This is a genomic window from Clostridium sardiniense, from assembly GCF_016907995.1.
GTDB lineage: Bacteria > Bacillota > Clostridia > Clostridiales > Clostridiaceae > Clostridium > Clostridium sardiniense.
On the sequence record NZ_JAFBDA010000017.1, the window covers coordinates 1 to 24931 of the forward strand.

General features: G+C 29.9%; 22 protein-coding genes, 1 pseudogene and 1 riboswitch. Of the genes and pseudogenes, 4 read left to right on the plus strand and 19 right to left on the minus strand.

The window, feature by feature from the left end:
• Positions 1 to 152: 152 nt before the first annotated feature.
• From JOC62_RS19380 to JOC62_RS13200, 3 genes and pseudogenes are all read right to left on the minus strand, one after another.
• A pseudogene (locus JOC62_RS19380) lies at positions 153 to 239 on the minus strand (GMP synthase (glutamine-hydrolyzing)); the annotation flags it as partial.
• 180 nt (positions 240 to 419) lie between these two features.
• On the minus strand, positions 420 to 1187 hold the full coding sequence (locus JOC62_RS13195) for a hypothetical protein (RefSeq protein WP_204595747.1): 768 nt from the start codon (positions 1185 to 1187) through the stop codon (positions 420 to 422).
• A gap of 76 nt (positions 1188 to 1263) precedes the next feature.
• Positions 1264 to 2067 (minus strand): DUF2971 domain-containing protein, encoded by an 804-nt coding sequence (locus JOC62_RS13200; RefSeq protein WP_204595748.1) that lies wholly within the window; start codon positions 2065 to 2067, stop codon positions 1264 to 1266.
• Positions 2068 to 2698: 631 nt separating this feature from the next.
• Here JOC62_RS13200 and JOC62_RS13205 point away from each other — a divergent pair.
• Both JOC62_RS13205 and JOC62_RS13210 read left to right on the plus strand, forming a co-directional pair.
• Positions 2699 to 3724, plus strand: coding sequence for a dsDNA nuclease domain-containing protein (locus JOC62_RS13205; RefSeq protein WP_204595749.1), 1026 nt, complete (start codon positions 2699 to 2701; stop codon positions 3722 to 3724).
• Positions 3721 to 5400 carry a hypothetical protein gene (locus JOC62_RS13210; protein ID WP_204595750.1) on the plus strand — a complete coding sequence of 560 codons (1680 nt, stop codon included), beginning with the start codon at positions 3721 to 3723 and terminating at the stop codon, positions 5398 to 5400. Before JOC62_RS13205 ends, JOC62_RS13210 begins: the two co-directional genes overlap by 4 nt.
• Before the next feature lie 73 nt (positions 5401 to 5473).
• Here JOC62_RS13210 and guaA read toward each other — a convergent pair whose 3' ends face one another.
• The 7 genes from guaA to JOC62_RS13245 all read right to left on the minus strand — a co-directional run bounded on the left by guaA (position 5474) and on the right by JOC62_RS13245 (position 14362).
• Positions 5474 to 7006: a glutamine-hydrolyzing GMP synthase gene (gene guaA, locus JOC62_RS13215; RefSeq protein ID WP_204595751.1), complete on the minus strand. Its 1533-nt coding sequence runs from the start codon at positions 7004 to 7006 to the stop codon at positions 5474 to 5476.
• A 240-nt stretch (positions 7007 to 7246) separates the two neighbouring features.
• The gene (gene guaB, locus JOC62_RS13220; protein ID WP_204595752.1) at positions 7247 to 8701 is read right to left on the minus strand and encodes an IMP dehydrogenase; all 1455 of its coding nucleotides are present in this window, start codon (positions 8699 to 8701) and stop codon (positions 7247 to 7249) included.
• A gap of 162 nt (positions 8702 to 8863) precedes the next feature.
• Positions 8864 to 8961: riboswitch (purine riboswitch) on the minus strand.
• A 316-nt stretch (positions 8962 to 9277) separates the two neighbouring features.
• A complete protein-coding gene (locus tag JOC62_RS13225; protein WP_204595753.1) occupies positions 9278 to 10045 on the minus strand; it encodes a prepilin peptidase in 768 nt (255 codons plus the stop codon).
• A gap of 98 nt (positions 10046 to 10143) precedes the next feature.
• On the minus strand, positions 10144 to 10581 hold the full coding sequence (locus tag JOC62_RS13230; protein WP_204595754.1) for a type IV pilin protein: 438 nt from the start codon (positions 10579 to 10581) through the stop codon (positions 10144 to 10146).
• Between the two features lie 145 nt (positions 10582 to 10726).
• Positions 10727 to 12352 (minus strand): chaperonin GroEL, encoded by a 1626-nt coding sequence (gene groL / locus JOC62_RS13235; protein WP_204595755.1) that lies wholly within the window; start codon positions 12350 to 12352, stop codon positions 10727 to 10729.
• 12 nt (positions 12353 to 12364) lie between these two features.
• Positions 12365 to 12649, minus strand: coding sequence for a co-chaperone GroES (gene groES, locus JOC62_RS13240; RefSeq protein ID WP_204595756.1), 285 nt, complete (start codon positions 12647 to 12649; stop codon positions 12365 to 12367).
• Between the two features lie 219 nt (positions 12650 to 12868).
• On the minus strand, positions 12869 to 14362 hold the full coding sequence (locus tag JOC62_RS13245; protein ID WP_204595757.1) for a 4Fe-4S dicluster domain-containing protein: 1494 nt from the start codon (positions 14360 to 14362) through the stop codon (positions 12869 to 12871).
• A gap of 156 nt (positions 14363 to 14518) precedes the next feature.
• On the opposite strand from JOC62_RS13245, the gene JOC62_RS13250 reads away from it, so the two are divergent.
• The gene (locus JOC62_RS13250) at positions 14519 to 14815 is read left to right on the plus strand and encodes an HNH endonuclease (protein ID WP_204595758.1); all 297 of its coding nucleotides are present in this window, start codon (positions 14519 to 14521) and stop codon (positions 14813 to 14815) included.
• Positions 14816 to 15131: 316 nt separating this feature from the next.
• Here the strand turns inward: JOC62_RS13250 and JOC62_RS13255 are convergent, their stop codons facing one another.
• From JOC62_RS13255 to JOC62_RS13295, 9 genes are all read right to left on the minus strand, one after another.
• A complete protein-coding gene (locus JOC62_RS13255; RefSeq protein ID WP_204595759.1) occupies positions 15132 to 16031 on the minus strand; it encodes a DNA-3-methyladenine glycosylase family protein in 900 nt (299 codons plus the stop codon).
• Between the two features lie 17 nt (positions 16032 to 16048).
• On the minus strand, positions 16049 to 16462 hold the full coding sequence (locus tag JOC62_RS13260) for a C-GCAxxG-C-C family (seleno)protein (RefSeq protein WP_204595760.1): 414 nt from the start codon (positions 16460 to 16462) through the stop codon (positions 16049 to 16051).
• A gap of 272 nt (positions 16463 to 16734) precedes the next feature.
• Entirely contained in the window at positions 16735 to 17931 is a 1197-nt protein-coding gene (locus JOC62_RS13265) for a phospholipase C (protein ID WP_204595761.1), read from the minus strand.
• Positions 17932 to 18078: 147 nt separating this feature from the next.
• Positions 18079 to 18927: a 3-hydroxybutyryl-CoA dehydrogenase gene (locus tag JOC62_RS13270; RefSeq protein WP_204595762.1), complete on the minus strand. Its 849-nt coding sequence runs from the start codon at positions 18925 to 18927 to the stop codon at positions 18079 to 18081.
• Between the two features lie 33 nt (positions 18928 to 18960).
• Positions 18961 to 19959, minus strand: coding sequence for an electron transfer flavoprotein subunit alpha/FixB family protein (locus tag JOC62_RS13275; RefSeq protein ID WP_204595763.1), 999 nt, complete (start codon positions 19957 to 19959; stop codon positions 18961 to 18963).
• A gap of 20 nt (positions 19960 to 19979) precedes the next feature.
• Entirely contained in the window at positions 19980 to 20762 is a 783-nt protein-coding gene (locus JOC62_RS13280; RefSeq protein ID WP_204595764.1) for an electron transfer flavoprotein subunit beta/FixA family protein, read from the minus strand.
• A 16-nt stretch (positions 20763 to 20778) separates the two neighbouring features.
• Positions 20779 to 21918: an acyl-CoA dehydrogenase gene (locus tag JOC62_RS13285; protein WP_204595765.1), complete on the minus strand. Its 1140-nt coding sequence runs from the start codon at positions 21916 to 21918 to the stop codon at positions 20779 to 20781.
• Positions 21919 to 21982: 64 nt separating this feature from the next.
• Entirely contained in the window at positions 21983 to 22765 is a 783-nt protein-coding gene (locus JOC62_RS13290) for a short-chain-enoyl-CoA hydratase (protein WP_204595766.1), read from the minus strand.
• A gap of 270 nt (positions 22766 to 23035) precedes the next feature.
• Positions 23036 to 23680, minus strand: a complete 645-nt coding sequence (locus JOC62_RS13295) for a redox-sensing transcriptional repressor Rex (protein WP_204595767.1) — start codon at positions 23678 to 23680, stop codon at positions 23036 to 23038.
• 397 nt (positions 23681 to 24077) lie between these two features.
• On the opposite strand from JOC62_RS13295, the gene JOC62_RS13300 reads away from it, so the two are divergent.
• Complete coding sequence (locus JOC62_RS13300; RefSeq protein WP_204595768.1) at positions 24078 to 24920, plus strand: phosphatase PAP2 family protein; 843 nt, start codon at positions 24078 to 24080, stop codon at positions 24918 to 24920.
• The last annotated feature ends 11 nt before the right edge of the window (positions 24921 to 24931 follow it).

A 24931-nucleotide genomic window follows, 5' to 3' on the forward strand; every position in this document is an offset into this window, starting at 1 on the left:
TCTCTTGAATTCATTTCTCTTTTAGTTAACATTTATATCACCCAAACTTATTTTACTTGAAAAACAAAAGAGTGTCGACTTTGTCGACACTCTGAAAGGAGCTATATAACTATAGCTCCTTTTAATTATTTTATCCCTAAATGTGTTTAATCTTATTCCCACTCAATAGTTGCTGGTGGCTTAGAAGTTATATCATAAACAATTCTGTTTACTCCTTTAACTTCATTAACTATTCTTCTGTCCGTTCATTTATAACAGTTTACCTAATTATAAAATCTACTTATTTATAAACTAGGTATAAGTTCCCTATATAATATAGTTTTGTCAATCTCATTTATATAAATTTATATTATAAAAGTTAACATTTATAATTAGCGATTTTCTTATCCTTTTAGTCATCCTTTGTTAATATAGGTATCCTAAGTTTTACCCATTACAATACTCTTATCCTCAACTCTAGTTTGTAATATAATATCTGTTCTTCCAAATGCAACTATATCTGCTAAGTTTCCAACATCAAGAACTAATGGTCGTGGCTCTCTATCAACCCCTAATGCAATTCTAAATTCGCTTTGATATTTATATTTTTTTCTCTTTCTGAATGTTCCTAGTTCAACATATGCACCATTAATTTCAACATACTCCACATAACCATATCTTAACTCTTTAGTTATGTTGTACTCTAATTTATTAACTGCTCTTTCAACCCTATTGATAAATTCCTCTTTATTTAAAACTATTGCACAATAATCCCCAAATTCTGAAATCATTCTGTCATCAATTTTAGTTACTAAGTTATTTTCTAAATCAACCCATATACTATACATACAAAATACATTTTCAATATTTTTACCTCTTCCTAATTGTACATTCCATACTGGAATACCTTTATGTTCAAACTCACCTCTTTTACCTTGATATATCTTTGGTTCACCATCTGAATAATCTATAACAGTTTCAATATTATCAGTAGGATTTAATACCACTTGTGTTCCCTCATAACTATCATATTGACCTTCTGAAAGTTCTTCTTGTTGTTCTATTTGAGAAAACTTAAAATTAGTATTCATAAATAACTTACCGTTTATGAAATCTTCTAAATGCTCTTGCTTTTTACACACCTTTACTAACATTCCAAATAAAAAATTCTTATCAATATGTTTTGGTTTATATATGGTTTGTTTCATACTTCCCCCTACTATTACTCTTTTATAGACACTGACTAATATCAATTATAATCATGAGTAGATTTAGAGAATATTATTATCCATTTATATAAGTATAATAATATTCTTTATCAAATATCTTCTCTTGCAAATATCCATTTCTTATATAGAATCTAATATCTCCTGCAAGCTTTTCTTTAATTTTTAATAGTAACTTTAGACTATCTCTATCATGTTTATCTCCTATATATATACTATCAATGCATTTTTTAAAATCATCTAAATAGAAATATTTTTGTTCATTATCCCAAAAATAAAATAAATATCTAAATTCATTCTCTATTTCCCAATCTTTAGATTTAATACTAAACATTCGTTTGGCCCAATATACGTCTGGCATTGGTGCTACATATTTTTTTCTTTCTATAGATTTAATGTAAATATTGTTATCCTGTTCTATCTCTTCATTACTTTTATAATTTATTCTAAATTTCCTTATATGCCCATTATACGAAGGCTTCATCAAATCGTCATCATTATTAACATTTTCAACAATAGAGTCTAATATATCTTTATTTATTTTTAAGCAAACGCCCTCACCTCTATCTCCATAATGACCCCACATTGATGGCTTATTTCTAATATCGCCTTCATTCTCAAAAATGTTAAAACAACCTAAAAATGTTTTACTTCTTAGCTTTATTTCATCCTCTACAAGCTCATTATTAAACATATATCTTTTACTATCATTGTAATACCTTTTATGTATTGGAATTGATTCATTTATGTCATTCATATAAAGCACATTGCTAAATCTAAATTCATCTGTAACAAGAATTTTCATCAAACTGTCAACCGTTGTAAAGTGTAACAAATATTTAATATCATCTTTATTATCCATAACTTTCCACCCCATTTTTATTATACATTACTCAATACTATGTTTACTATACTCTTTATTCTTTTATATTTCTCATCTTGATAATAACATTACACTTAATTAAATCAAAAATTTATTGACTTAATTGATACTTTTATTTTTTAATATTTATCCAATAACACTTCTACCACTATTCCAAGTAATTTGTTGTTTTTTTCAACTATATAATCAACACTTAAAAGTTTATTTAATTTTATTATCAAAAAACATAGCTCCTAACCTTAATATTTAAATAATTCTATAGACTCTGACTATACTGTATGCATATAATTAATTTATAAAATCATTAAAACATGCACCTAAAAAACTAATGATAAAATATCAAAAAATTTCTAGCTTTAATTATTTTAGAAAACTTTCACTAAAAAATATTAAGAAAAAAGTAAAAATATTTATTGGGTATAGGAGAAAAGTAATAGACGTAGCTATAATTAAAAATATATATTTTTCTTATAAGTATGACAATAAAACTTAGATATTCCCTATATTTTAAAGTAAGAAATGTCTAAAATAATCATTTGCATTAGCAACAACTAACTTAAAGAGGATATAATGCTATACATCTACAATTAACAAGGTGGTGATATAAAAGGTGGATATAAAACAACTTGTTGGACTTATTTCAGAAATGTCTGATAAAGAAAATGGTGGCGATAATGCTCTTAATGGTTTCGAATTCCAAGTTTCATCGGCTATTTACTTAGCTTTTGAACAATACAAGGAAGATTGTGATTTTGCGTTGATGTATGAAAAATTGGAAGACTTTATAATAATTAATGATAAAATCAATTTATATCAAGCTAAGGGAGTAAACTTTAACATTACCCCCCATCAACTAATTGTGAATCGAAGTAAAACTACAGAACATGAATCTATTATTGAGAAAATGTATGATAATTATTTACAAGTAAAAGAAGCAATTGAAAATATTGAAGTCGAAACTAATTTAATAATATGTGAAACTAAAACATTTTCTAAAGAACTATGGGATACATCAGAAGCTTATGACAAAGAAATAAAAAGTGTTTCTTTTGACAATTTGGGGGAAACATGTAAAAATCATATTTTAAATGGTACAAGGCATCAAGAATATGAGTGGTCTAATATAAAGGCAAGAAGACTAATTCCCAAACTTCGACATGAAGAAGTGACGAGAATGTTCATTGAAGATGTTATAACTGAAAAAAAAGGTGAAAATAAGATTAATAGTAAAGCACTATATGGGGCTTTAGTATATGAGATTAATAATATAAGAAAGAATAAGAGTTTTATTTCGAATGAATCTTTAGATAATAGTTTATCTGGATTCCTTACTTTAGAATCTGATATTAAATTTGATAATATAAAATTTTTATTAGATTCAAAAGATCAAAGAAACTTAAGAATAATAAGGAATTTCGAAGAATTCAAAAATTCTTATAGTATAACTAATCATCCAGTAAATAATGATTTTAATCTAATTTCAAGCATATATAACACTAACTTTAATGATATATACGAATTTTTAGAAGAACTAAAATCTAATATTTTATGTGTAGATTTATTAAACAGATTAAATCAGTTTGAACTAATAGCTTTGATATTACTTGTTATATGTAAAGAGGAGGGACTTACGTGAATTTCTGTATAAATAAATTTTCAATACTATCTAAGAACTTGAATAAATCGTTTAGCGAGACTTTTGAAGAAGGAATTAACTTAATAGTAGGTGAAAAAGATTCTGGAAAAACATCATTAGCTAGAGCTATAATGTTTACCCTAGGGTGTGATGTTAATAACTTTGATTTAAAAAGTAGAATTCCTGATATAGTTTTCATCTTAGAGTTTTCATTAGATAATCAAAAATATACATTGGTAAGAAAACAATTAACTACTAGAGGCAGGGGGAAGAACTACTTCAAGCTTATCTATAATGATGAAGAAGAAATATTTTTTGATACAAAAACATTTGCTGAACGATTGAACAGTCTTTTGAAAATAAACATTATTATGTTAAATAAAGCTAATGAAAGGACTTATCTTTATCCTAATCATATATTTTTACCATTTTTTATCGACCAAGATTATAGCTGGCAAAGCTATTTAAAATCTACATTTTCCGGTCTGAACTTTATATATAATTATAGAAAAATAATCTTAGAATATTACAGTGGAATGCGTTCTAATCAATATTATGAATTATTATTAAAGAAAAATGAGTTAATCAAAGAATATCAAAAGTTAGAAGCTTTGATAGACAGTAAACAAATGATATATCAAGAAAATATAAATAACATGAAAATTATTGAAGATGTAGATATCGAGAATTTTAAAGAAAAGTATAAAGTAGTACTAAATATCTATAATAATATTATCAAAACTGAACATCAACTAAAAAATAAATATAACGAGTTAATTTATGAAAAAAATTCATTAATAAAACAATATAAGCGTCTAAATTTAACAATTGAAACAATTATACCTGATGAACTTGAGGAGCATTGCCCTAACTGTGAACAAATAATTTATAAGCAACTAGATGAAAATTACAAATTACTTATTTCAAAAGAGAATTTAATCAATGAACGTGAAAAAATTCAGATGCAGCTAAAAGATATTGAAGAGAAAATTTCTATAACGAATACTCAAATTAGGGAAATAAACTCAAAGGGAACTGAAATTGAAAGTAAACTAAATGCTGATGAAAGTATGGTGTCTTTGGCAGAACGAGCAGAAAGTTATGCATTTTCTAAAATAAATGATAACTTATACAAAGAAATCGACAAATTGATTCTACAGAAAGAAACTAAAAAAAGAGATCATAAAAATGTTGAATTGCAGCTGAACAAGCTAAATGATAATGATGTTACTAAAAAATATCAGAAGTTGATGATTGAAGCTTATAAGGATTTAAATATTAGTTTTTCTTACAAAAATTATTACACCAGTAATTTAGAATCTGTAAATATCAACTTGTCCGGTGCATCAAAAGTGCAAGCTTTTCTAGCTCAATATCTGTCTATTTTTAAGTTAACTTTATTGAATTCAGAAAGTGTTAATATCCCAATGTTTATTGATACTTATTTAAAAGATGATCTTAATCACAATGAAATAAATAAAACTACAGACTTTGTTTTCAGAAAATTGAGTGAAAGTCATCAAGCCTTTATATACATTTCGAATAATAGTGATACTCTAGCTAGAATAGAAAATTACAGTTATAAATATAAAAAAATAGAACTTGAAAGTGAGAAGCAATTATTTACTAAGGATTATATGACCATCTACTCAGAGTATAAGAAATTTTTAGAGTAATATATCTAAAAAAACCCACCAGAAAATTTCTGATGGGTTTTTTGTTGTGAAAACAAGTAATTTATTTTTACTTTTATTCCCACTCAATAGTTGCTGGTGGCTTTGAAGTTATATCATAAACAATTCTGTTTACTCCTTTAACTTCATTAACTATTCTTCTTGATACTAAATCTAATAATTCATATGGTATTCTTGCCCACTCTGAAGTCATAGCATCACTTGAAGTAACAGCTCTAAGTGCTATTGTATGGCAGTAAGTTCTTTCATCTCCCATAACTCCAACTGATTTTATGTTTGGAAGACAAGCGAAGTATTGCCATATAGTTTCATCAAGATTTGCATTAGCTATTTCTTCTCTGAAAATTGCATCTGCTTCTCTAACTATTTCAAGCTTTTCTTCTGTTATATCTCCAAGTACTCTTATTGCAAGTCCTGGACCTGGGAATGGCTGTCTCCATACTAATTTATGAGGTATTCCAAGCTCTTCTCCAACAGCTCTAACTTCATCTTTAAATAATTCTCTTAAAGGCTCTATTAGATCAAATTCCATATCTTCTGGAAGTCCTCCAACGTTATGGTGAGACTTAATAACAGCTGATGTATCAGTTCCACTTTCAACGATATCTGGATAGATTGTTCCTTGAACTAAGTAGTCTATATCTCCAACTTTCTTAGCTTCTTCTTCAAATACTCTTATGAATTCTTCTCCAATAATCTTTCTCTTAGTTTCTGGATCTGAAACTCCTTTAAGCTTTCCTAAGAATCTGTCTTGTGCATTAACTCTTATAATGTTCATATCAAATTCTTTCTTAAATACTCTCTCAACAGTATCTCCTTCATCTTTTCTTAAAAGACCGTGGTCTACGAAGATACAAGTTAAGTTATGACCTATAGCTTTATGAACTATCATAGCAGCAACTGATGAATCAACACCACCTGATAATGCACATAAAACTTTCTTATCTCCAACTAATTCTTTGATTTCTTTTATTTTATCTTCTGCAAATGAAGCCATTGTCCAAAGACTTTCTAATCCACAAATTTCATGTAAGAAATTTTGAATCATCTTTTGTCCAAATGGAGTATGTTCTACTTCTGGATGGAATTGAACTCCATAAAGATTTCTTTCTTCATTTTCCATTGCAGCTACTGGACATACTTCTGTATGCGCAATTATTTTGAAGCCTTCTGGTGCTTCACTTATGTAATCAGTATGACTCATCCAACAGATATCTTTTGAGTCTATTCCTTTAAATAATCTTGATGAATTGTCTAAGTTTATTTCAGTCTTTCCATATTCTCTAACTGGAGCTGTAGCAACTTTTCCACCTAAAGTGTGAGCCATAAGTTGGTCTCCATAACAAATTCCAAGTACAGGAATTCCTAAATTGAATACCTCTTCGTTCACTCTTGGTGCACCTTCGCCATATACACTGTTTGGTCCACCTGTAAATATTATTCCCTTAGGATTCTTTTCTTTTATTTTTTCTATTGTATAGCTATATGGAATTATTTCACAATAAACTCCACATTCTCTTACTCTTCTTGCTATAAGTTGATTATATTGTCCACCAAAGTCAACAACTAAAACTAAATCTTTCTTCATGCGCTCCTCCTAGATATGTTAAATTAAAATATTACTATTTTTACATTTTATTGATAACTAATTATAACATATTAGGAGAGAAAAATCCCTCCTAATACGAATGTTTTTTACATATTTATCTTTATTTTTCGTTTTAATTATAATTTCTCTATACTTTTTCTTTAAATTTCCGTGTTATTTATTATATACATAGTTATAGTTTACTTATTTTGTTATTTCAATACTCAAATTATAATATTACTATTTCATTACGCTATAATTTGGTGCTTCTTTTGTCATATTAATATCATGAGGATGGCTTTCTCTAAGTCCTGCTGATGTTTGAACAACAAATGTTGCTGTGTTATATAAAGTATCTAAATCTTGTGACCCTAAGTATCCCATTCCAGCTCTAATTCCTCCAAGCATTTGGAATATTGTATCTGAAACTGATCCTTTATAAGCAATTCTTCCTTCAATACCTTCTGGAACTAACTTCTTATTTCCATCTTGGAAATATCTATCCTTTGATCCACAAGCCATAGCCCCTAAAGATCCCATTCCTCTGTAAACTTTGTAGCTTCTACCTTGGAATATTTCAACTTCTCCTGGAGCTTCTTCACATCCTGCAAATAATGATCCCATCATTGCTGCACATGCACCAGCTGCTAATGCTTTAACAACATCTCCTGAATACTTGATTCCTCCATCTGCAATTACAGGAATTCCATATTTCTTACCAATTTCAACGCAATCCATAACTGCTGTAAGTTGAGGTACTCCAACCCCTGCAACAACTCTTGTTGTACAGATTGATCCAGGTCCTATACCAACTTTAACACAATCTGCTCCAGCTTTTATTAAATCTTCTGTAGCTTCTGCTGTTGCAATATTTCCTGCTATTATTTGAAGTTCTGGATACTTATCTTTAACTTTCTTAACTCCCTCTAAAACTCCTTTTGAGTGTCCGTGTGCAGTATCTATAGTTATGATATCAACTTTAGCTTTAACTAAAGCATCAACTCTCTCCATCATATCTTTTGTTACTCCAACTGCGGCTCCACATAATAATCTACCTTTACTATCTTTAGCTGCATTTGGGAATATCTTAGTTTTTTCTATATCCTTTATTGTTATAAGTCCTTTTAACATTCCATTTTCATCTACTAAAGGAAGCTTTTCTATTTTATGCTTCTTTAAAAGTTTTTTCGCTTCATCTATAGTAGTTCCTTCTGGCGCTGTTATTAAATTTTCACTTGTCATTACTTCTGAGATTTTTTTTGAGTAATCTTCTTCAAAAGTTACATCTCTATTTGTAAGTATTCCAACTAGCTTTCCTTCAACTGTTATTGGAACACCTGATATTCTATATTGTCCCATTAATTCTTCTGCATCTTGTAGAGTATTCTCTGGTGATAAGAATATTGGATCTGTAATTACTCCATTTTCTTGTCTCTTTACCTTATCAACTTCTTTAGCTTGTGCTTCTATGCTCATATTCTTATGGATTATTCCAAGACCGCCTTCTCTAGCCATTGCTATTGCCATCTTTGATTCAGTTACTGTATCCATACTAGCACTTATTAAAGGTATATTTAACGCAATCTTCTTTGTTACATTTGTCTTTAATGATACCTGATTTGGTAATACCTCTGATTTATTTGGAACTAATAATACATCATCAAAAGTGTATGCTTGTTTTAAAATTCTAGCCATTTTATATCCTCCCTATTTTACCTAATACTTTCATAACAAAATAATTTTTGCAAGATAACTTGCATTTTCCGCCTAAATTTATGTATAAAAAAAGCACATTAACTTCCTAAGTGAAGTTAATATGCCATATGCTTTCATGCAATAAGGGTTAGTATGACCCCTTGGTATATTAAATCCACTCATAGTCGGAAATTTAAGGTTCCCGGTAGATACTCCCTGCCATATTCAGGGGATATACGAGTTTTAAATGTGCATTTCGTTTTTAAAATTAAACTAATTATAAATTACATCTTAATTAAAGTCAATATATTTTTTGAATGAATTATTGCAATTATTAATAAAATGAAACACCAACATATCTTTACACTAACTTTATTATATATGAAATAAACCTTTCATGATTAAAATATCTCATACACCATAATTTCTTCTTGATTTTATTTTAAATTAAAAAAATAACTTAAAATCTTATAATTTAGTCATTTCTTTTTTATGTTATTCTAGCTTTTTTATTATAATTTATTAATTTATATCTGAAATTATTAAAGTTCCCCAGAATATCTAATCTAATGCTTACTAATAAAAAAAGCTTCCTAAATACCAATCTAAAATTTGATTTCCACATATAAAAGTTATAAATGTAGCAGCTACAATATATGGTCCAAAAGCTATGGCTTCTTTTCCATTCCTTTTCTTAAAGATAATTAAGTAAATTGCATATACACCACCTAAAATTATGGAGATAAATAAATTTAACAAATTTAGTTTTAACCCTAAAAATATACCAATCATAAATATAATCTCTACGTCTCCCCAACCCATACCATTAGTCGTCCAAACAATTATTCCTAATATCCCCGCTGGTATAAGTGCACCTATAGCTGCATTTATTAAATTTAACTTTTCACTTGTAATAAGAGTTATTGTTAAAAATATAATCCCCAAAATTATTCCTGTCATTATTACTGAAGAGTATACATATTGAGTTTTATAATCTATAATTCCAATTACTAAAAGGACTGATGTTAAGGTTACAAATTTAAAAAATTCTATACTTAATCCAAACTTTAAATACACGATTATAAAAAGAATTCCAGTTGCTACTTCTATTAATGGATATTGAATAGATACCTTATCATCACAATACCTACACTTTCCTTTTAAAGCTAAAAAGCTTATTATAGGTACTAAATCTTTTCCTTTAAGTTTCGTATTGCAACTTCCACAATATGATGCTGGAAATACTATTGATTCTTCTTTTGGTATCCTAAATATGCATACATTTAAAAAGCTTCCTATTATTGATCCAAATAAGAATATTATTAATTCTATAACTAAATCCATTATATTCCTCTATCCTTTAATAAAAACCTGTTAATTTCTTAAACAGGTTCTTATTTCCTTCATCTTACTAATTTAAATTTTCATCATCATTAATATGCTTAATTATTCAACATTGAATCAAATATATCTTTTTTACCATTTTCTTCATTCTTCAATGTAAAATCTTTTCTATCTTCAACAATTAATTTACACTCTTTTAATTTCATATCTTGCGGTAACTTATCTAGTGTACTTGATAAAACAGTTGTTTTATCTTTACCTGGGTCAATGAACTCTATAATTGAAGCTTTACTAAGTGCAGTATCAACAGTATTTGTATTGTTAATATCAACAGGCTTATCATTTTTCATGTTATAACTCTCTACAGCTAATAAGACCTTTCTTGATTGATCCATAACCTTTGTTTTTTTAGCCTCTTGCATATATCCATTAATCTTCGGTACTAAAACACTAGCTAATATTCCTATAATAGCTACAACAGCTATTAGCTCTATTAATGTAAAGCCTTTTTTCTTCTTTTTTAATATTTCTTTCATAAATCAAACTCCTTAGAATTACTGTAAAGTAGCATATTAGCCACTCCCATTTTAATCATTGCCTTTTTCTTACAAAATTATATCATAAAGAACAATAAAAAAAAGAAGTCTAAATTATTTAAACCTCTTTTTATCACTTCTAAGTTTAGTACATTCCGTCCATGCCCATTCCACCTGGAGCTGCCATTGGTTCTTCTTTCTTAGGAATATCAACAACTGCAGCTTCTGTAGTTAAGAATGTTGATGCAACTGATGCTGCATTTTGAAGTGCTGATCTTGTAACCTTTGTTGGATCTACAATACCAGCTTTTATCATGTTCTTGTATTCTCCTCTTAATGCATCATATCCTACACCATCTTCACTATGTCTTACTTTTTCTATAATTACTGAACCTTCAACACCAGCATTTGTTGCTATTTGTCTCATTGGTTCCTCAAGTGATCTAACTATTATATCAATACCAACTTTAGTATCATAAACATCTGATGTTAATTCTGCTACTTTGTTTAATACATTAACATAAGCAGTTCCACCACCTGGTACTATACCTTCTTCTACTGCAGCCTTTGTTGCAGCTAAAGCGTCTTCAATTCTAAGCTTTCTTTCTCTAAGTTCTGTTTCAGTTGCAGCACCAACTCTAATTACCGCTACTCCACCTGCTAATTTAGCAAGTCTTTCTTGTAATTTTTCTTTATCAAATTCTGAAGATGTCTCTTCAAGTTGAATTTTTATTTGACCTATTCTAGCTTTAATTTCATCTGAACTTCCTTTTCCATTTACTATAGTTGTGCTTTCTTTTGTTACCTTTATGCTCTCAGCTTCTCCAAGCATGTCTAATGTTACTTCTTTAAGATCTCTTCCAAGTTCTTCTGAAATAACTTCTCCACCTGTAAGGATTGCTATATCTTGAAGCATTTCTTTTCTTCTATCTCCAAATCCTGGAGCCTTAACTCCTACACAAGTAAATGTTCCTCTTAGCTTATTAACAACTAATGTTGCCACAGCTTCTCCTTCTATATCATCAGCTATTATTAAAAGCTTTCTTCCAGTTTGAACTATTTGTTCTAATATAGGAAGTATTTCTTGTATGTTAGTAATCTTCTTGTCTGTAATTAATACATATGGATTTTCAAGAAGCGCTTCCATTTTTTCTGTATCTGTTACCATGTAAGCTGATACATATCCTCTATCAAATTGCATACCTTCAACTATATTAAGTTCTGTACCCATTGATTTTGATTCTTCAACAGTTATAACACCTTCGTTACCTACCTTTTCCATAGCATCTGCAATAAGTTTACCTATTGTTTCATCAGATGCTGAAATTGAAGCAACTCTTGCTATATCTTCTTTTCCATTTACAGGCTTTGATATATCTTTTATTTCTCCTACAGCTTTTTCAACTGCCATATTTATTCCTTGTCTAATTAACATTGGATTTGCACCAGCAGTTACATTTTTAAGTCCTTCTCTTATAATTGCTTGTGCTAAAAGAGTTGCTGTTGTTGTACCATCTCCTGCAACATCATTAGTCTTTGTGGCAACCTCTTTTACAAGTTGTGCTCCCATATTTTCATATGGATCTTCAAATTCTATTTCTCTTGCAATTGAAACACCATCATTAGTTATAAGAGGTGCTCCAAACTTTTTATCTAAAACTACGTTTCTTCCTTTAGGTCCAAGAGTAACCTTTACTGTATCCGCTAACTTATCAACACCTATTTGCATTGATCTTCTTGAATCTTCACCAAATTTAATCATTTTAGCCATAACAAAAACCTCCTACTCCACTATTGCAAGTATATCTTCTTGCTTTAATATCATATATTCTTCTCCATCTACTTTAACTTCTGTTCCTGCATATTTTGAGTAAAGGACTTTATCCCCTACCTTAACTTCCATATCTATTCTCTTTCCGTCTGAAATAGCTCCAGGTCCAACTGCTATTACTTCCGCTTCTTGTGGCTTCTCTTTAGCTGATCCTGCTAAAAGTATTCCACTTTTAGTTTTTTCTTCTGCTTCTAAATTTTTAATGACAACTCTGTCTCCTAATGGTTTAATAGCCATTTTAAAACCCCTCCTTAAAATATTTCTATTTAAAACTCTTTTTATTAGCACTCTCATCAGCCGAGTGCTAATTCTAATATAATAATATCTTTTTTATCCAATAAATTCAAATACTTATTAAAATATTTTTGCCCAAAATATATTATTTATAACAAATTAGAGTAATATATTTCTATATTACTCTAATTCTCTTTAATTTATAACTATTTTCTTTGTATTTTATTTTCTCTCTAAGTTAATATCTTCAAATTCTTCAAGAGTTTCATTTTCAGATATTAATTTCTTCTCTCCTAGATTATTTATTTTATTAAACGTAGCTTTCGCTCTAAGTGCTGGCACTATAGTTCCTGCACCATTAATGCAGCCACCTTCACACATCATTCCTTCAATAAAATTACCATTTAGTCTTCCTATTCTAGCCATGGCCATAGCCTTTTTGATTTCATTTCCACCTGATACTTTAACAGGCTTAAATTCTGTATCAATATTATTTTCTCTAATAAAACTCTCAATAGACGCAGTTAATCCTCCATGGGCACCGAATCCTCTTCCAAAGATAGAAGCATCATTAACCACTTCATCATCACATTCCCATAGATTAATATTAAAAGCTTCAAGAAGTGCTGTTAATTCTTCAAATGTAACTACATAATCAATTGCATCACTTATCCCTTTCTTTACCGCTTCACTCTTTTTAGCTGTACAAGGTCCTATAAATACAACTTTTGCATCAGGCTCTCTTTTTTTAATTAGTCTTCCTGTTGCAATCATTGGAGATACTGTATTTGATATATTCTTCACCTGATCTCCATATAAATTTTCTATATATGTTAAAAATGCTGGACAGCAGGAATTAGTCATATATTTATCTCCATCATCCATTCTATCTTTAAATTCCTTGCATTCATGCATTGTTACTCCATCAGCACCACATGCAGCTTCAATCATATCTACAAATCCTAATTTTTTAATTGCATTCTTTATCTTTCCATAAGTAATTTTCATTCCAAACTGCCCTGTTATTGCAGGGGCAACTACTGCATACATCTTTCTCTTTCTTGCAAGCCTTTTTGCAACTGGAACTATTAAACTTTTGTCTGATATTGCACCAAAAGGACATGCAAGCATACAAGCTCCACAATTGACACAAGTTTCTTCCTTTATAACAGCCCTCCTATCTTCTACACCAAATTCTATAGCACCAGTAGGGCATGCTCTCTTGCATGGTCTCATAACCTCAGATATAGCATCATACGGGCAAGCTTTTTTACACATTCCACACTCTTTACACATCTCTTGATTTATATACGCTCTTCCACCTATATTAGTAATTGCTCCAAATTTACATGCTTCTTGACATTTATGTGCAAGACAATTCCTACAAGAATCTGTTACTGTATATTTGTTTATTGGACATCTATCGCAAGCAGCCTCAATTACATATATAATCTGCTCATCTGGTCTTATATCTATAAGATCATCCTCTTCCAAATCTCCATTTGAAAGAAATCCTGATGCAAGCTTTGCCCTTTCATGAACTATTGCCCTTTCCTTATACACACAACATCTATAAAGAGCTTTGTCACCTTTTATAATTCTATAAGGTATCTTTTCAATTTCCTCTTTAGTTAATTTATCTTCTTTGGCTAGCTTTGCAACCTCTGTTAAAACCTCATGTTTTAATTTATTTAGCTGAGTTTCAAATTGAAACATAATCCCTCCTAAACATTAATTGTTCCTCTATAAATTTTACATTTAACTCCTATTAATTATGTGTATAAATTGTGTTTTCTTCTAATTTATTCTTTTGATTATGAATATATTTATTGATATAATACTATTGTAAATTTCTTAAAAGGGGGAATTTATTTGACAGAAAAACAGATATGCCAATTGTGTAATAGACAAGTTCCTGAAATAACAGAACACCATCTTATACCTAAAGAAAAGGGTGGAAAACATTACTCAACTGCTATGCTTTGTAGAATGTGTCATACTCAAATTCATGCTCTTTATACTAACAAAGAACTTGCAGCAAGATTATTTTCGATTGCAAGACTTAAGAATGATGATAATATAAAGAAATATCTAAATTTTATAGTAAAAATGCCTGGAGAAACTATAATTCCCATAAAAAAGACTAAAAATAGAAAAAAGAGAAGATAATAAGCTTTTAATTAGCTATATAGATAAAATGAACTCATCTATATAGCTATAACTTTATCTTCTACTCTAAGATTTCTACTACTTCACCATTAACATTATCTCTATTTAATAAGTATTTTAAAATGTAAGATTGAATTATTGTAAATACAATTCCAAAAATTATGCCTTCTACGCCATAATTTAATAATCCTAGAAGTATTATAACCATATTTATCTATCTATATTTCTACAATAAAAAAGAGCTTAATCTAAGTATGGCTATATACTTAAATTAAACTCATTCTATTATACTCTATTAATATATTTTTATATTATGTTAATCTATCTTTATATTATTTTCTCTAGCATAATAAAAAAGATATTGTTGTGCAAAACCTGATAAATCTTTAAACTCATTTCTAGCAAATATTCTTATCTTATTTAGTGAACCTTCTTCAGCATTATAGAAATGCATCATAGCTCTCTTTACCCATACATCAACTGGGAATGCTGAATACTTACTCATTGAGAATAACATTATACAATCTGCAACTTTGGCACCTACCCCTTTAAATTCTTGAAGTGCTGTATGACACTCATCATCAGTTAAAGAAGTTATTCTTTCAAGGTTATATACGCCTTCTAAATTATCTAAATCCTTATTTATGTTAGCTACTGTATCTACAATATATTTACTTCTAAATGAGGCTCCTGTTTCTCTTATCTCATCTTCAGTGGCATCCTTTAGCATTTCTGGAGTTGGGAAAGTATAGAACTTCTCACCTTTATACTCTATTTCAGTTCCCCATCTTTCACTAATCTTTTTGATTGTCTTTTTAATTGAAGGTATACTATTTCTTGCTGATACTATGAAGCTTATAACAAGCTCAAATGGTTCTTGATTTAATATTCTTATTCCATATCCATAATCAACAGACTTTTTTAGTATCTCATCTTTTGAAAGCTCTTCTTTAATTTTTGAATAGTCTCTTTCTAAATCAAAGTATTCAAACCATATATTTTTAAAATCTTCTTCGTTTGAATTTAAAATTGTAACTTTATCATCTTCTTGCACTACTTCGATTACTCTTCCATATGCAATTACTATGTAATCAAGCTCTGCTTTCTTTTCCCATCTAAAACATTGACCACACTCTAATATTTGTTTTATATTGAAGTTCTTAACACCTTCTAATATAACTTTATTATCTTCATATATAGCCTTTTTGTAATCCATATATCTCCTCACCTTTTCTACTGTTTATTATTTCTTTCTCTCTCTATTATTTCGCCTAATACTGAAGCTGCAGTTTTAATCATAGTAGTACACCTTCTATCAGTATCGTTAAACTTTTCCTTAAGCTCACTACAGTTTAAAGTTTCTAATTCTTCATCAAACCTTCTAAGAAATTCTGATGACAATGCTCTAACTATTGGACTTTCATGACCTCTTTCATTTGTGAACATTACTCCTATTACAGCTAATGAACCTGTTGCTGCACCACATGTTCCTTCTATACTCATTCCACCACCAAATGATGCCATTATTTTTAGAGCATCCTTTGAAAGATTTAAATCATATTCATCATTTGCCGCATACAAAATACATTCTGCACAATTTAAATCATATTTCTTATCCCAAAATTTTATTGCACTATCAATTAACATTCTTCCACCTACTAATTATTATCAATTAATTACTTTTGTTAATTATATCATATTTTTAGAATTTATCATTCCTTTTATCTTTTCCTAGTTGTTAATATTCTATTTCTTTTTTTAATTTCTAACTATTATAAAAATAAAATTTTTCTATTTTCTAATCCTTACACTCATACTTACCTTACATTAAATACATATCTTAATGCTTTAAGCATTTTATTAGAATATATAAAAAGAGATAACACCTATGTTATCTCTTTCTATTATTTAAAATATTTTTAATTTAAAGGATATGTTGTACCACCTGAAATCCATTCATTAATATTTTTTTCAAGTCTAACCTTATCACCAGCTATAACTTTCACATAACTTGGTTTCCACCCATCTGTAGCAACAGTAAGTTTCTCATCTCTTATCCACATATTCTTTATATCACTATACTTAATATTCTTATTCTTCAATTTTAATGTGTATGTACCCTCTTGATTTCTTGTAAAATCATTCCCCGGGTTATCTAAAGCCCATTCCTCTTTTACTCCATCTTTAGTTTCAATTCCAAAATAAATATAATTATCAGTTCCAGCATCTTGTACATCAGCTGTCTTTATCATAACTACTATTTCGTTAAGATTATAATCTTTATCTACTGCATCCTTATTTGATACATCATTTAAGAATCTGTATAAATATCCTGCAACACCCTTTTGTGCGTTTCCAACTCCATGAGAGGCTGCATATTCCCAATCATCCCAACTATTACTCATAGTTGCATGGCTGTAATATAAATCTTTAGCTTGCTTTGCCCAATACTTACAATATCCTTTTGACCATTCATTAAAGTTATCATTTTTTAATGTATCTTTATAGAATGCATCATCTGTATTATATCCTGTTGTATCTAATCTGTATGTATCTTTTCTTTCTTCTGCATATGTTTCAAACTTAACATGACCTGGGCTATCAACTGCTGTTACGTTAGCTGCATGATATGGAGTGTTTAAATCACCAAAATAGTGCATGCCTTGTCCAAGATACCAAACGGCTTTTTCGTAATTACCTTTAGCCCATTCATTCTTTGCAAGTGCTGCAAACTTTCTAGTTTGTGATTCTGCATTATCTGGTACAGCATATGAAAGATACCATTTATTATCCTGAGTGAAATTATGGTCAGTATCTGGATCCCAGAAATGGTCTTGATATAAGCTATAAGCATTCGGATCATAATCTGGGAATGTTGATCCTAATTGAAACTTATGTAAGTTTTCCTCTAAAATACTTAAATTATTCCTTATAGCTTCTGGTTCATCCTTTGCTAAATCGTGTTTAAGCACTTCAATAGCTTGGGTAACGATTACAGAATGAGTCCCTGTTCCATCCTCTTTTCCATCCCAAGCATAGGCCTTAGTTGTATATCCGATACATATAAGTCCCGTCAGTAAAGTACAAGATAAAATCTTTAAAATCTTTTTATTCATTTGTAGTCCCCCTATTTTTTATCTTTTGTGTAAAGCATTTATCATAATAATTATAATATATAAATATATAGAAAAAAAGTGACTTTTTTACAATTCATAAAAAAGTCACTTTTATTATATTTGTGTAGTGTAGTTTAGTAATTTTTCTTATTTGCTATAATCAAAGAATCCTTTTCCAGTCTTTCTTCCAAGCCATCCAGCTCTTACATACTTTCTTAAGATATTTGATGCTCTATACTTAGTATCTCCTGTTTCAGTATATAAAACATCCATGATTGCTAAGCAAACATCTAATCCTATTAAATCTCCTAAAGCTAAAGGTCCCATTGGGTGATTTGCACCATATTTCATAGCTGTATCTATGTCTTCTGGTGAAGCTATTCCTTCTTGAAGAATAAATGATGCTTCATTTATCATTGGAATTAATATTCTGTTTACTACGAATCCTGGAGCTTCTGCAACTTCTACAGGTTCTTTTCCGATTGCTATTGATAACTCTTTAACAGCATCAAAAGTTTCTTGGCTTGTAGCTATTCCTCTAATAATTTCAACTAGCTTCATTACTGGAGCTGGGTTGAAGAAGTGCATTCCGATAACTTTATCTGGTCTCTTTGTAGCTGATGCAACTTCTGTTATTGATAATGATGAAGTGTTTGAAGCTAAGATTGTTTCTGGTTTACAGATTTCATCTAACTCAGCAAAGATTTCTTTTTTGATTTTCATGTTTTCTATAGCAGCTTCTACAACTAAGTCGCAATCTGCAGCTAAAGTCATGTCAGTTGTTCCTGAAATTCTTCCTAAGATTTCTTCTTTAACTTCTTCTGTCATTTTTCCTTTAGTAACTAATCTTGTAAGACCTTTGTTGATTCCTGCGATTCCTCTTTCAACAAATTCATCTTTAATATCTCTAACTATTACTTCGTGACCTTTTTGTGCGAAAGCTTGAACGATTCCAGCTCCCATAGTTCCTGCACCTAAAACAAATATCTTTTTCATATTAATACCCTCCTAAAATTCAAGTTGAAAATCTTATTTTGCTTCTTTGAATTGAGCGATAAGTTCTGGTAAAACCTTATTTATATCTCCAACGATAGCATAGTCAGCCATCTTCATGATTGGAGCTGTTTCATCCTTATTGATAGCGATGATCATATCTGAATCTTGCATACCAGCAGCATGTTGAATTGCTCCTGAGATACCACATGCAATATATATGCTAGGTCTTACAGTTTTTCCTGTTTGACCAACTTGATAATCTCTTTCTATCCATCCTTTATCAATAGCACCTCTTGAAGCTGCAACTGATCCTTCTACAACTTCTGCTAATTCGTAAAGTTTTTCAAAGTTTTCTTTACTTCCAAGTCCTCTACCACCAGCTACTATGAAGTTAGCTTCGCTTATATCTTCTACTTCTTTAGCTTCTTTTACTATTTCAACAACTTTAGTTCTTATATCTGAACTAGTTAAGTTAACTTCTACTTCTTCTATTTCAAAGTTAGTGTTCTTTTCTTCAACCTTTGAGAAAACTCCAGGTCTTACTGTAGCCATTTGAGGTCTATGATCTGGACAAGCGATTGTTGCCATTAAGTTACCACCAAATGCAGGTCTTGTAGCTAAAAGGTCTCCATTTTCAACTACAACATCTAATTGAGTACAGTCAGCTGTTAATCCTGTTGATAATCTAGCTGCAACTCTTGGTCCTAAATCTCTTCCTATGAAAGTAGCTCCTATGAATAATATTCCAGGCTTTCTTTCTGAAGCTAAATCACAAATAACCTTTGTGTAACCATCAGTTGTGTAATGTTCTAATTCATCATGATCTGCAACGATAACTTCATCAGCACCATTTTCTCCTAATGTATTAGCTAATCCTTTTATATCTTTACCTAGTAATAAAGCTGTAAGCTTAACTCCTAGTTTATCTGCAATTTTTCTACCTTCGCCTAATAATTCTAATGATACTTTTTGTAATTCGCCTTCTCTTTGTTCAGCAAATACCCATACGCCATTGTAATCTGCTATATTCATTTTCAATTACCTCCCAAAATTTAGATGTAGTGTTTTTCTTTTAATTTTCCGATAACATATTTAACTGAGTCTTTAGGTCCTTCTTTTACTAATTCTCCAGCACCCTTAACTTCTTTAGTCATTGACTTCTTAACCTTTGTAGGTGAACCCTTAAGCCCTAGTTCAGCCTTATCTACATCTATATCATCTGCTGACCATATAGTTATTTCTTTATCAACTGTATCGAATATTAATCCAACATTCATATATCTTGGATGATTTAATTCTTCAATTGCAGTTAAAAGACATGGTGTTTGAACCTTTATTAATTCATATCCATCTTCTAATGCTCTGTTTACTAATAATTCTTTATCTCCTTCAACTGTAACTCCTTGAACGTAAGTTACTTGAGGGATATTTAAATGTTCTGCTATTTCTGGTCCAACTTGAGCTGTATCTCCATCGATAGCTTGTCTTCCAGCGAATATAATATCATATTCTAATTTCTTAATTGCTCCAGCTAATGCTTTTGAAGTAGCAAGTGTATCTGCTCCAGCAAATGCTCTATCTGTTATAAGAACTGCTTCATCAGCTCCCATGCATAATGCTTCTCTTAAAGCACTTTGAGCTTGAGGAGGTCCCATACTAATTACAGTAACCTTTGCCCCTGATTTATCTTTTATTTGAAGTGCTGCTTCTAAAGCATGCTTATCTTCTGGATTTATGATTGATGGTACTCCATCTCTTATAAGTGTACCTGTCTTAGGATCTATTTTAACTGCTGTTGTATCTGGAACTTGTTTTAAACAAACTAATATATTCATTCTTAAAAGGCCTCCCCTATCTTAACTTGCTTCCTGCGATAACCATCTTTTGAACTTCTGAAGTTCCTTCATAGATTTCTGTTATCTTAGCATCTCTCATCATTCTTTCTACTGGATATTCTTTAGTGTATCCATATCCACCGAAGATTTGTACTGCCTTAGTTGTAACTTCCATTGCAACATCTGCAGCAAATAATTTTGCTCTTGCAGCTTCAACTGAATATGGAAGTCCAGCTTGCTTTAAGCATGCTGCCTTATATACTAAATGTCTTGCAGCTTCAACTTTTGTATCCATTTCAGCTATCATCCATTGTAATCCTTGGAATGCTGAAAGTGGTCTACCGAATTGTTTTCTTTCTTTCATGTAGTTAACAGCTTCGTCTAAAGCGCCACCTGCAATACCTAATGCTTGAGCAGCTATACCAATTCTACCACCATCTAGAGTTTTCATAGCTATTCCGAATCCTTTACCTTCTTGTCCAATTAAATTTTCCTTTGGAACAATACAGTTTTCCATGATTAACTCAGTAGTTGATGATGCTCTAATTCCCATCTTATCTTCAAGCTTACCAATTGAGAATCCTGGGAAGTCTTTTTCAACTATAAATGCTGATATTCCCTTTGTACCCTTGCTCTTATCTGTCATAGCAAATATTATGAAAGTTTCAGCAACTCCACCATTTGTTATGAATATCTTTGAACCATTTAAGATGTAGTTATCTCCATCTAAAACTGCAGTAGTTTGTTGTCCTGCTGCATCTGTTCCTGCTCCTGGTTCAGTTAAACCAAATGCTCCGATTTTTTCTCCCTTTGCAAGTGGAACTAAATATTTTTCTTTTTGTGCTGGCTTACCAAATTCATTTATTAATGAAGCACAAAGTGAAGTATGAGCTGAAAGTATAACTCCAGTTGTTCCACATACTTTTGATAATTCTTCAACTGCTAGTATGTATGAAAGGACATCTCCACCAGCTCCGCCTAATTCTTTAGCAAAAGGTATTCCCATCATACCTATCTTAGCCATTTTTTCTACGTTTTCCATTGGGAATCTTTCTGTTTCGTCGATTTCAGCTGCAATCGGTTTTACTTCGTTTATAGCGAATTCTCTAACCATTTGTCTTACTAATTCTTGTTCTCTAGTTAATTGGAAATTCATTTAAATTACCCTCCTAATCAATACACCTTGATTCTTTTTAGTGATTTATAATTATTATTTAAATTTATTTATTTTGGAAGTTTTTTTCTCTTCTTTCCATGAAAGCAGTCATTCCTTCAACTTGGTCTTCTGTGCTAAAACATTTACCAAAATCTTCTGCTTCTATCATGATTGCTTCATCTATATCAACTTGCATTCCTCTTCCTATTGCATCTTTACATAACTTAACAGCAATTGGTGCATTAGCCATAATCTTAGTTGCCATAGCTCTTGCCTCTTCTATTAAGTTTTCTAGAGGAACTACTTTATTTACTAATCCAATTCTTAAAGCTTCATCAGCTTTAATTATGTCACATGTATAAATAAGTTCTTTTGCTTTTCCTTCTCCAACTATTCTTGCTAGTCTTTGAGTTCCACCAAATCCAGGAGTTATTCCAAGACCTGCTTCTGGTTGACCAAACTTAGCTTTTTCTGAAGCTATTCTTATATCACATGCCATTGAAAGCTCACATCCACCACCTAGCGCAAATCCTGAGATTGCAGCTATAACTGGCTTATCTAATTTTTCTAATCTTCTGAATACTTTGTTTCCTAAAACTCCGAATTCTCTTCCTTGCTCTTCATTTAAATCTTTCATTTCTGAAATATCTGCTCCTGCAACAAAAGATTTTTCTCCTGCTCCAGTTAGGATAACGCATGTTATGTTATTGTCTTTTTCTAGATCAGTAACTACATTGTCAAGATCCTTTAAAGTTTCTGAGTTTAGAGCATTTAATGCCTTTGGTCTATTAATTGTTACGATAGCTAAATTTCCTTCTTTTTCAAGAAGCACATTTTTTAATTCCATTAATAAAGCCCTCCCTTTATAATTACGTTATTTATATTTTCATAATTAAATTAAACTTCATGATACAAACGATATCCTATACCATCAATTTCATTTGTCAAAACTTAATAAAATCATCAAGAAATTTGATGTTTGTTAATATTATAACAAATGATGTTAAAAAATAATTGAAGCCTTTCAACTTCAATTATAATTATAATACTTTGTTAAATTTTTTGCAATATAATTCTGTGAATTGATGAAAAATTTTTAACAAAATCCTTTTATTTACTATTTCATTTTGTCATTTTTATCATGCAGTAGGTATATTAATGTTAATAAACTCTCACTAAGATGTACATTTTCTACAGTTACCTCATCTGGTACTGCAAGATCAACTGGCGCAAAATTCCATATTCCTTTCACACCACCATGGACTAAAGTATCACAAACTTTTTGTGCATTTATTCTAGGTACACATATAACACCTACATCTACACTATTATTACTTAAGAAGCTTTCTAAATTATCTATATCCTGTATTTCAACATCTCTTATTCTCATTCCTAAAAGCTTAGGATTTGCATCGAATATAGCCTTTAGATTGAAGCTCATCTTCCCAAATCTAGTGTAATTAGCAATTGCCTGACCTATATTACCAGCACCTATAATTATTGCATTATACTCTTTATCTAATCCAAGTATAGTGCTTATTTGATTTGTAAGTTCTCTTACATTATAGCCGTATCCTTGCTGCCCAAAATCACCAAAACAATTTAAGTCCTGACGTATTTGTGAAGCAGTGAAGCCTATCTTTTCTCCAAGTTCCTTTGAAGATATTCTATCAACGTCGTTATTTAATAACTCATTTAAATATCTATGATATTTAGGCAATCTCTTGATAACAGCCATAGAAATATTTTTCTTTTTTTCCATACTGTATTCTCCTTAATTAATCTTTTTTTTAACAATGTTCATATATATTATTAACAACTTTTGTTTAAAAACTCTAAATCTAGAGTAAAATTTTTTAACTAACATTATTATATTATCATAAAAACAATAAAAATAATCTATTTTTCGTTATAAAAAATAAAGTTTATATATAAGTATAGACTTATATATAAACTTTGCTTCAGATATAAAGTCTATATATGACTTTATAACAGGATTAATCATCCTGTATGCTACCCATCTGTTCTGCCTGAAAGATTTACCGTAGTAAATTATACTTAGCTTTATACTCTTTGTCAATGGAATTACTTGTATTATAAGGCTTTCATAGGATATAATGATATTTATTTTAATATTTATAATAGCGAGGATTTAACTTATGGAAATAATACAATATATACAAGGATTTGCAAATCCTTTTCTTGATTTCTTCTTTAGTACTATAACTCATGTTGGTGGTCCAGTAATCGGAATAACTTTTTCTGTTTTATTGTTTTGGTGTGTTAATAAACGTTTAGGCTATAAGTTTTTATATGCTATAATATTTTCATTTTCCCTTAATAATATTCTTAAAGGGTTCTTTAACTCACCTCGTCCAATAGGACAAGATGGTATACTAAGTAACGAAATTTCTACTGCAACCGGAAGTTCATTTCCTTCAGGTCACTCTCAGGCAAATGCAACTACCTTTGCTTTTATAATGAATCAATATAGAAATATATATGTATGGATACTTGGCATCTTTATGCTTATTATGGTTCCTTTATCTAGACTATATTTAGGTGTTCATTGGCCAAAGGATGTAATAGCTGGGACATTTATAGGAATACTATCTGTTTCTATATCAAATAAAATATTTAATTCATCCTTTGATAAATTAGCAAAATTAATGATTTATTCTTTAATACTTTTTATAGTTATAGGAATATTTGTTCCAAGCAACGATTTAAGTAAAGCACTTGGAGCATTTATAGGATTTATTGCTTCATTGATAATAGAAAGAAAATATATTAATTTTGATCCTAAAGGAAGCTTTATTAATCATTTGATAAAGTGTTTAATTGGAATAAGTGGCGCACTAATAATTTATCTTATATTCTCAAAGCTACTACCATCTGATTATTTTACAATACTAAAATACTTCTCAATAACAATGTGGGTTGTCTCCATCTCTCCATATATATTTGTTAAGTTTAAATTATGTAATACAACGTCTATTTAATATAATCTTTT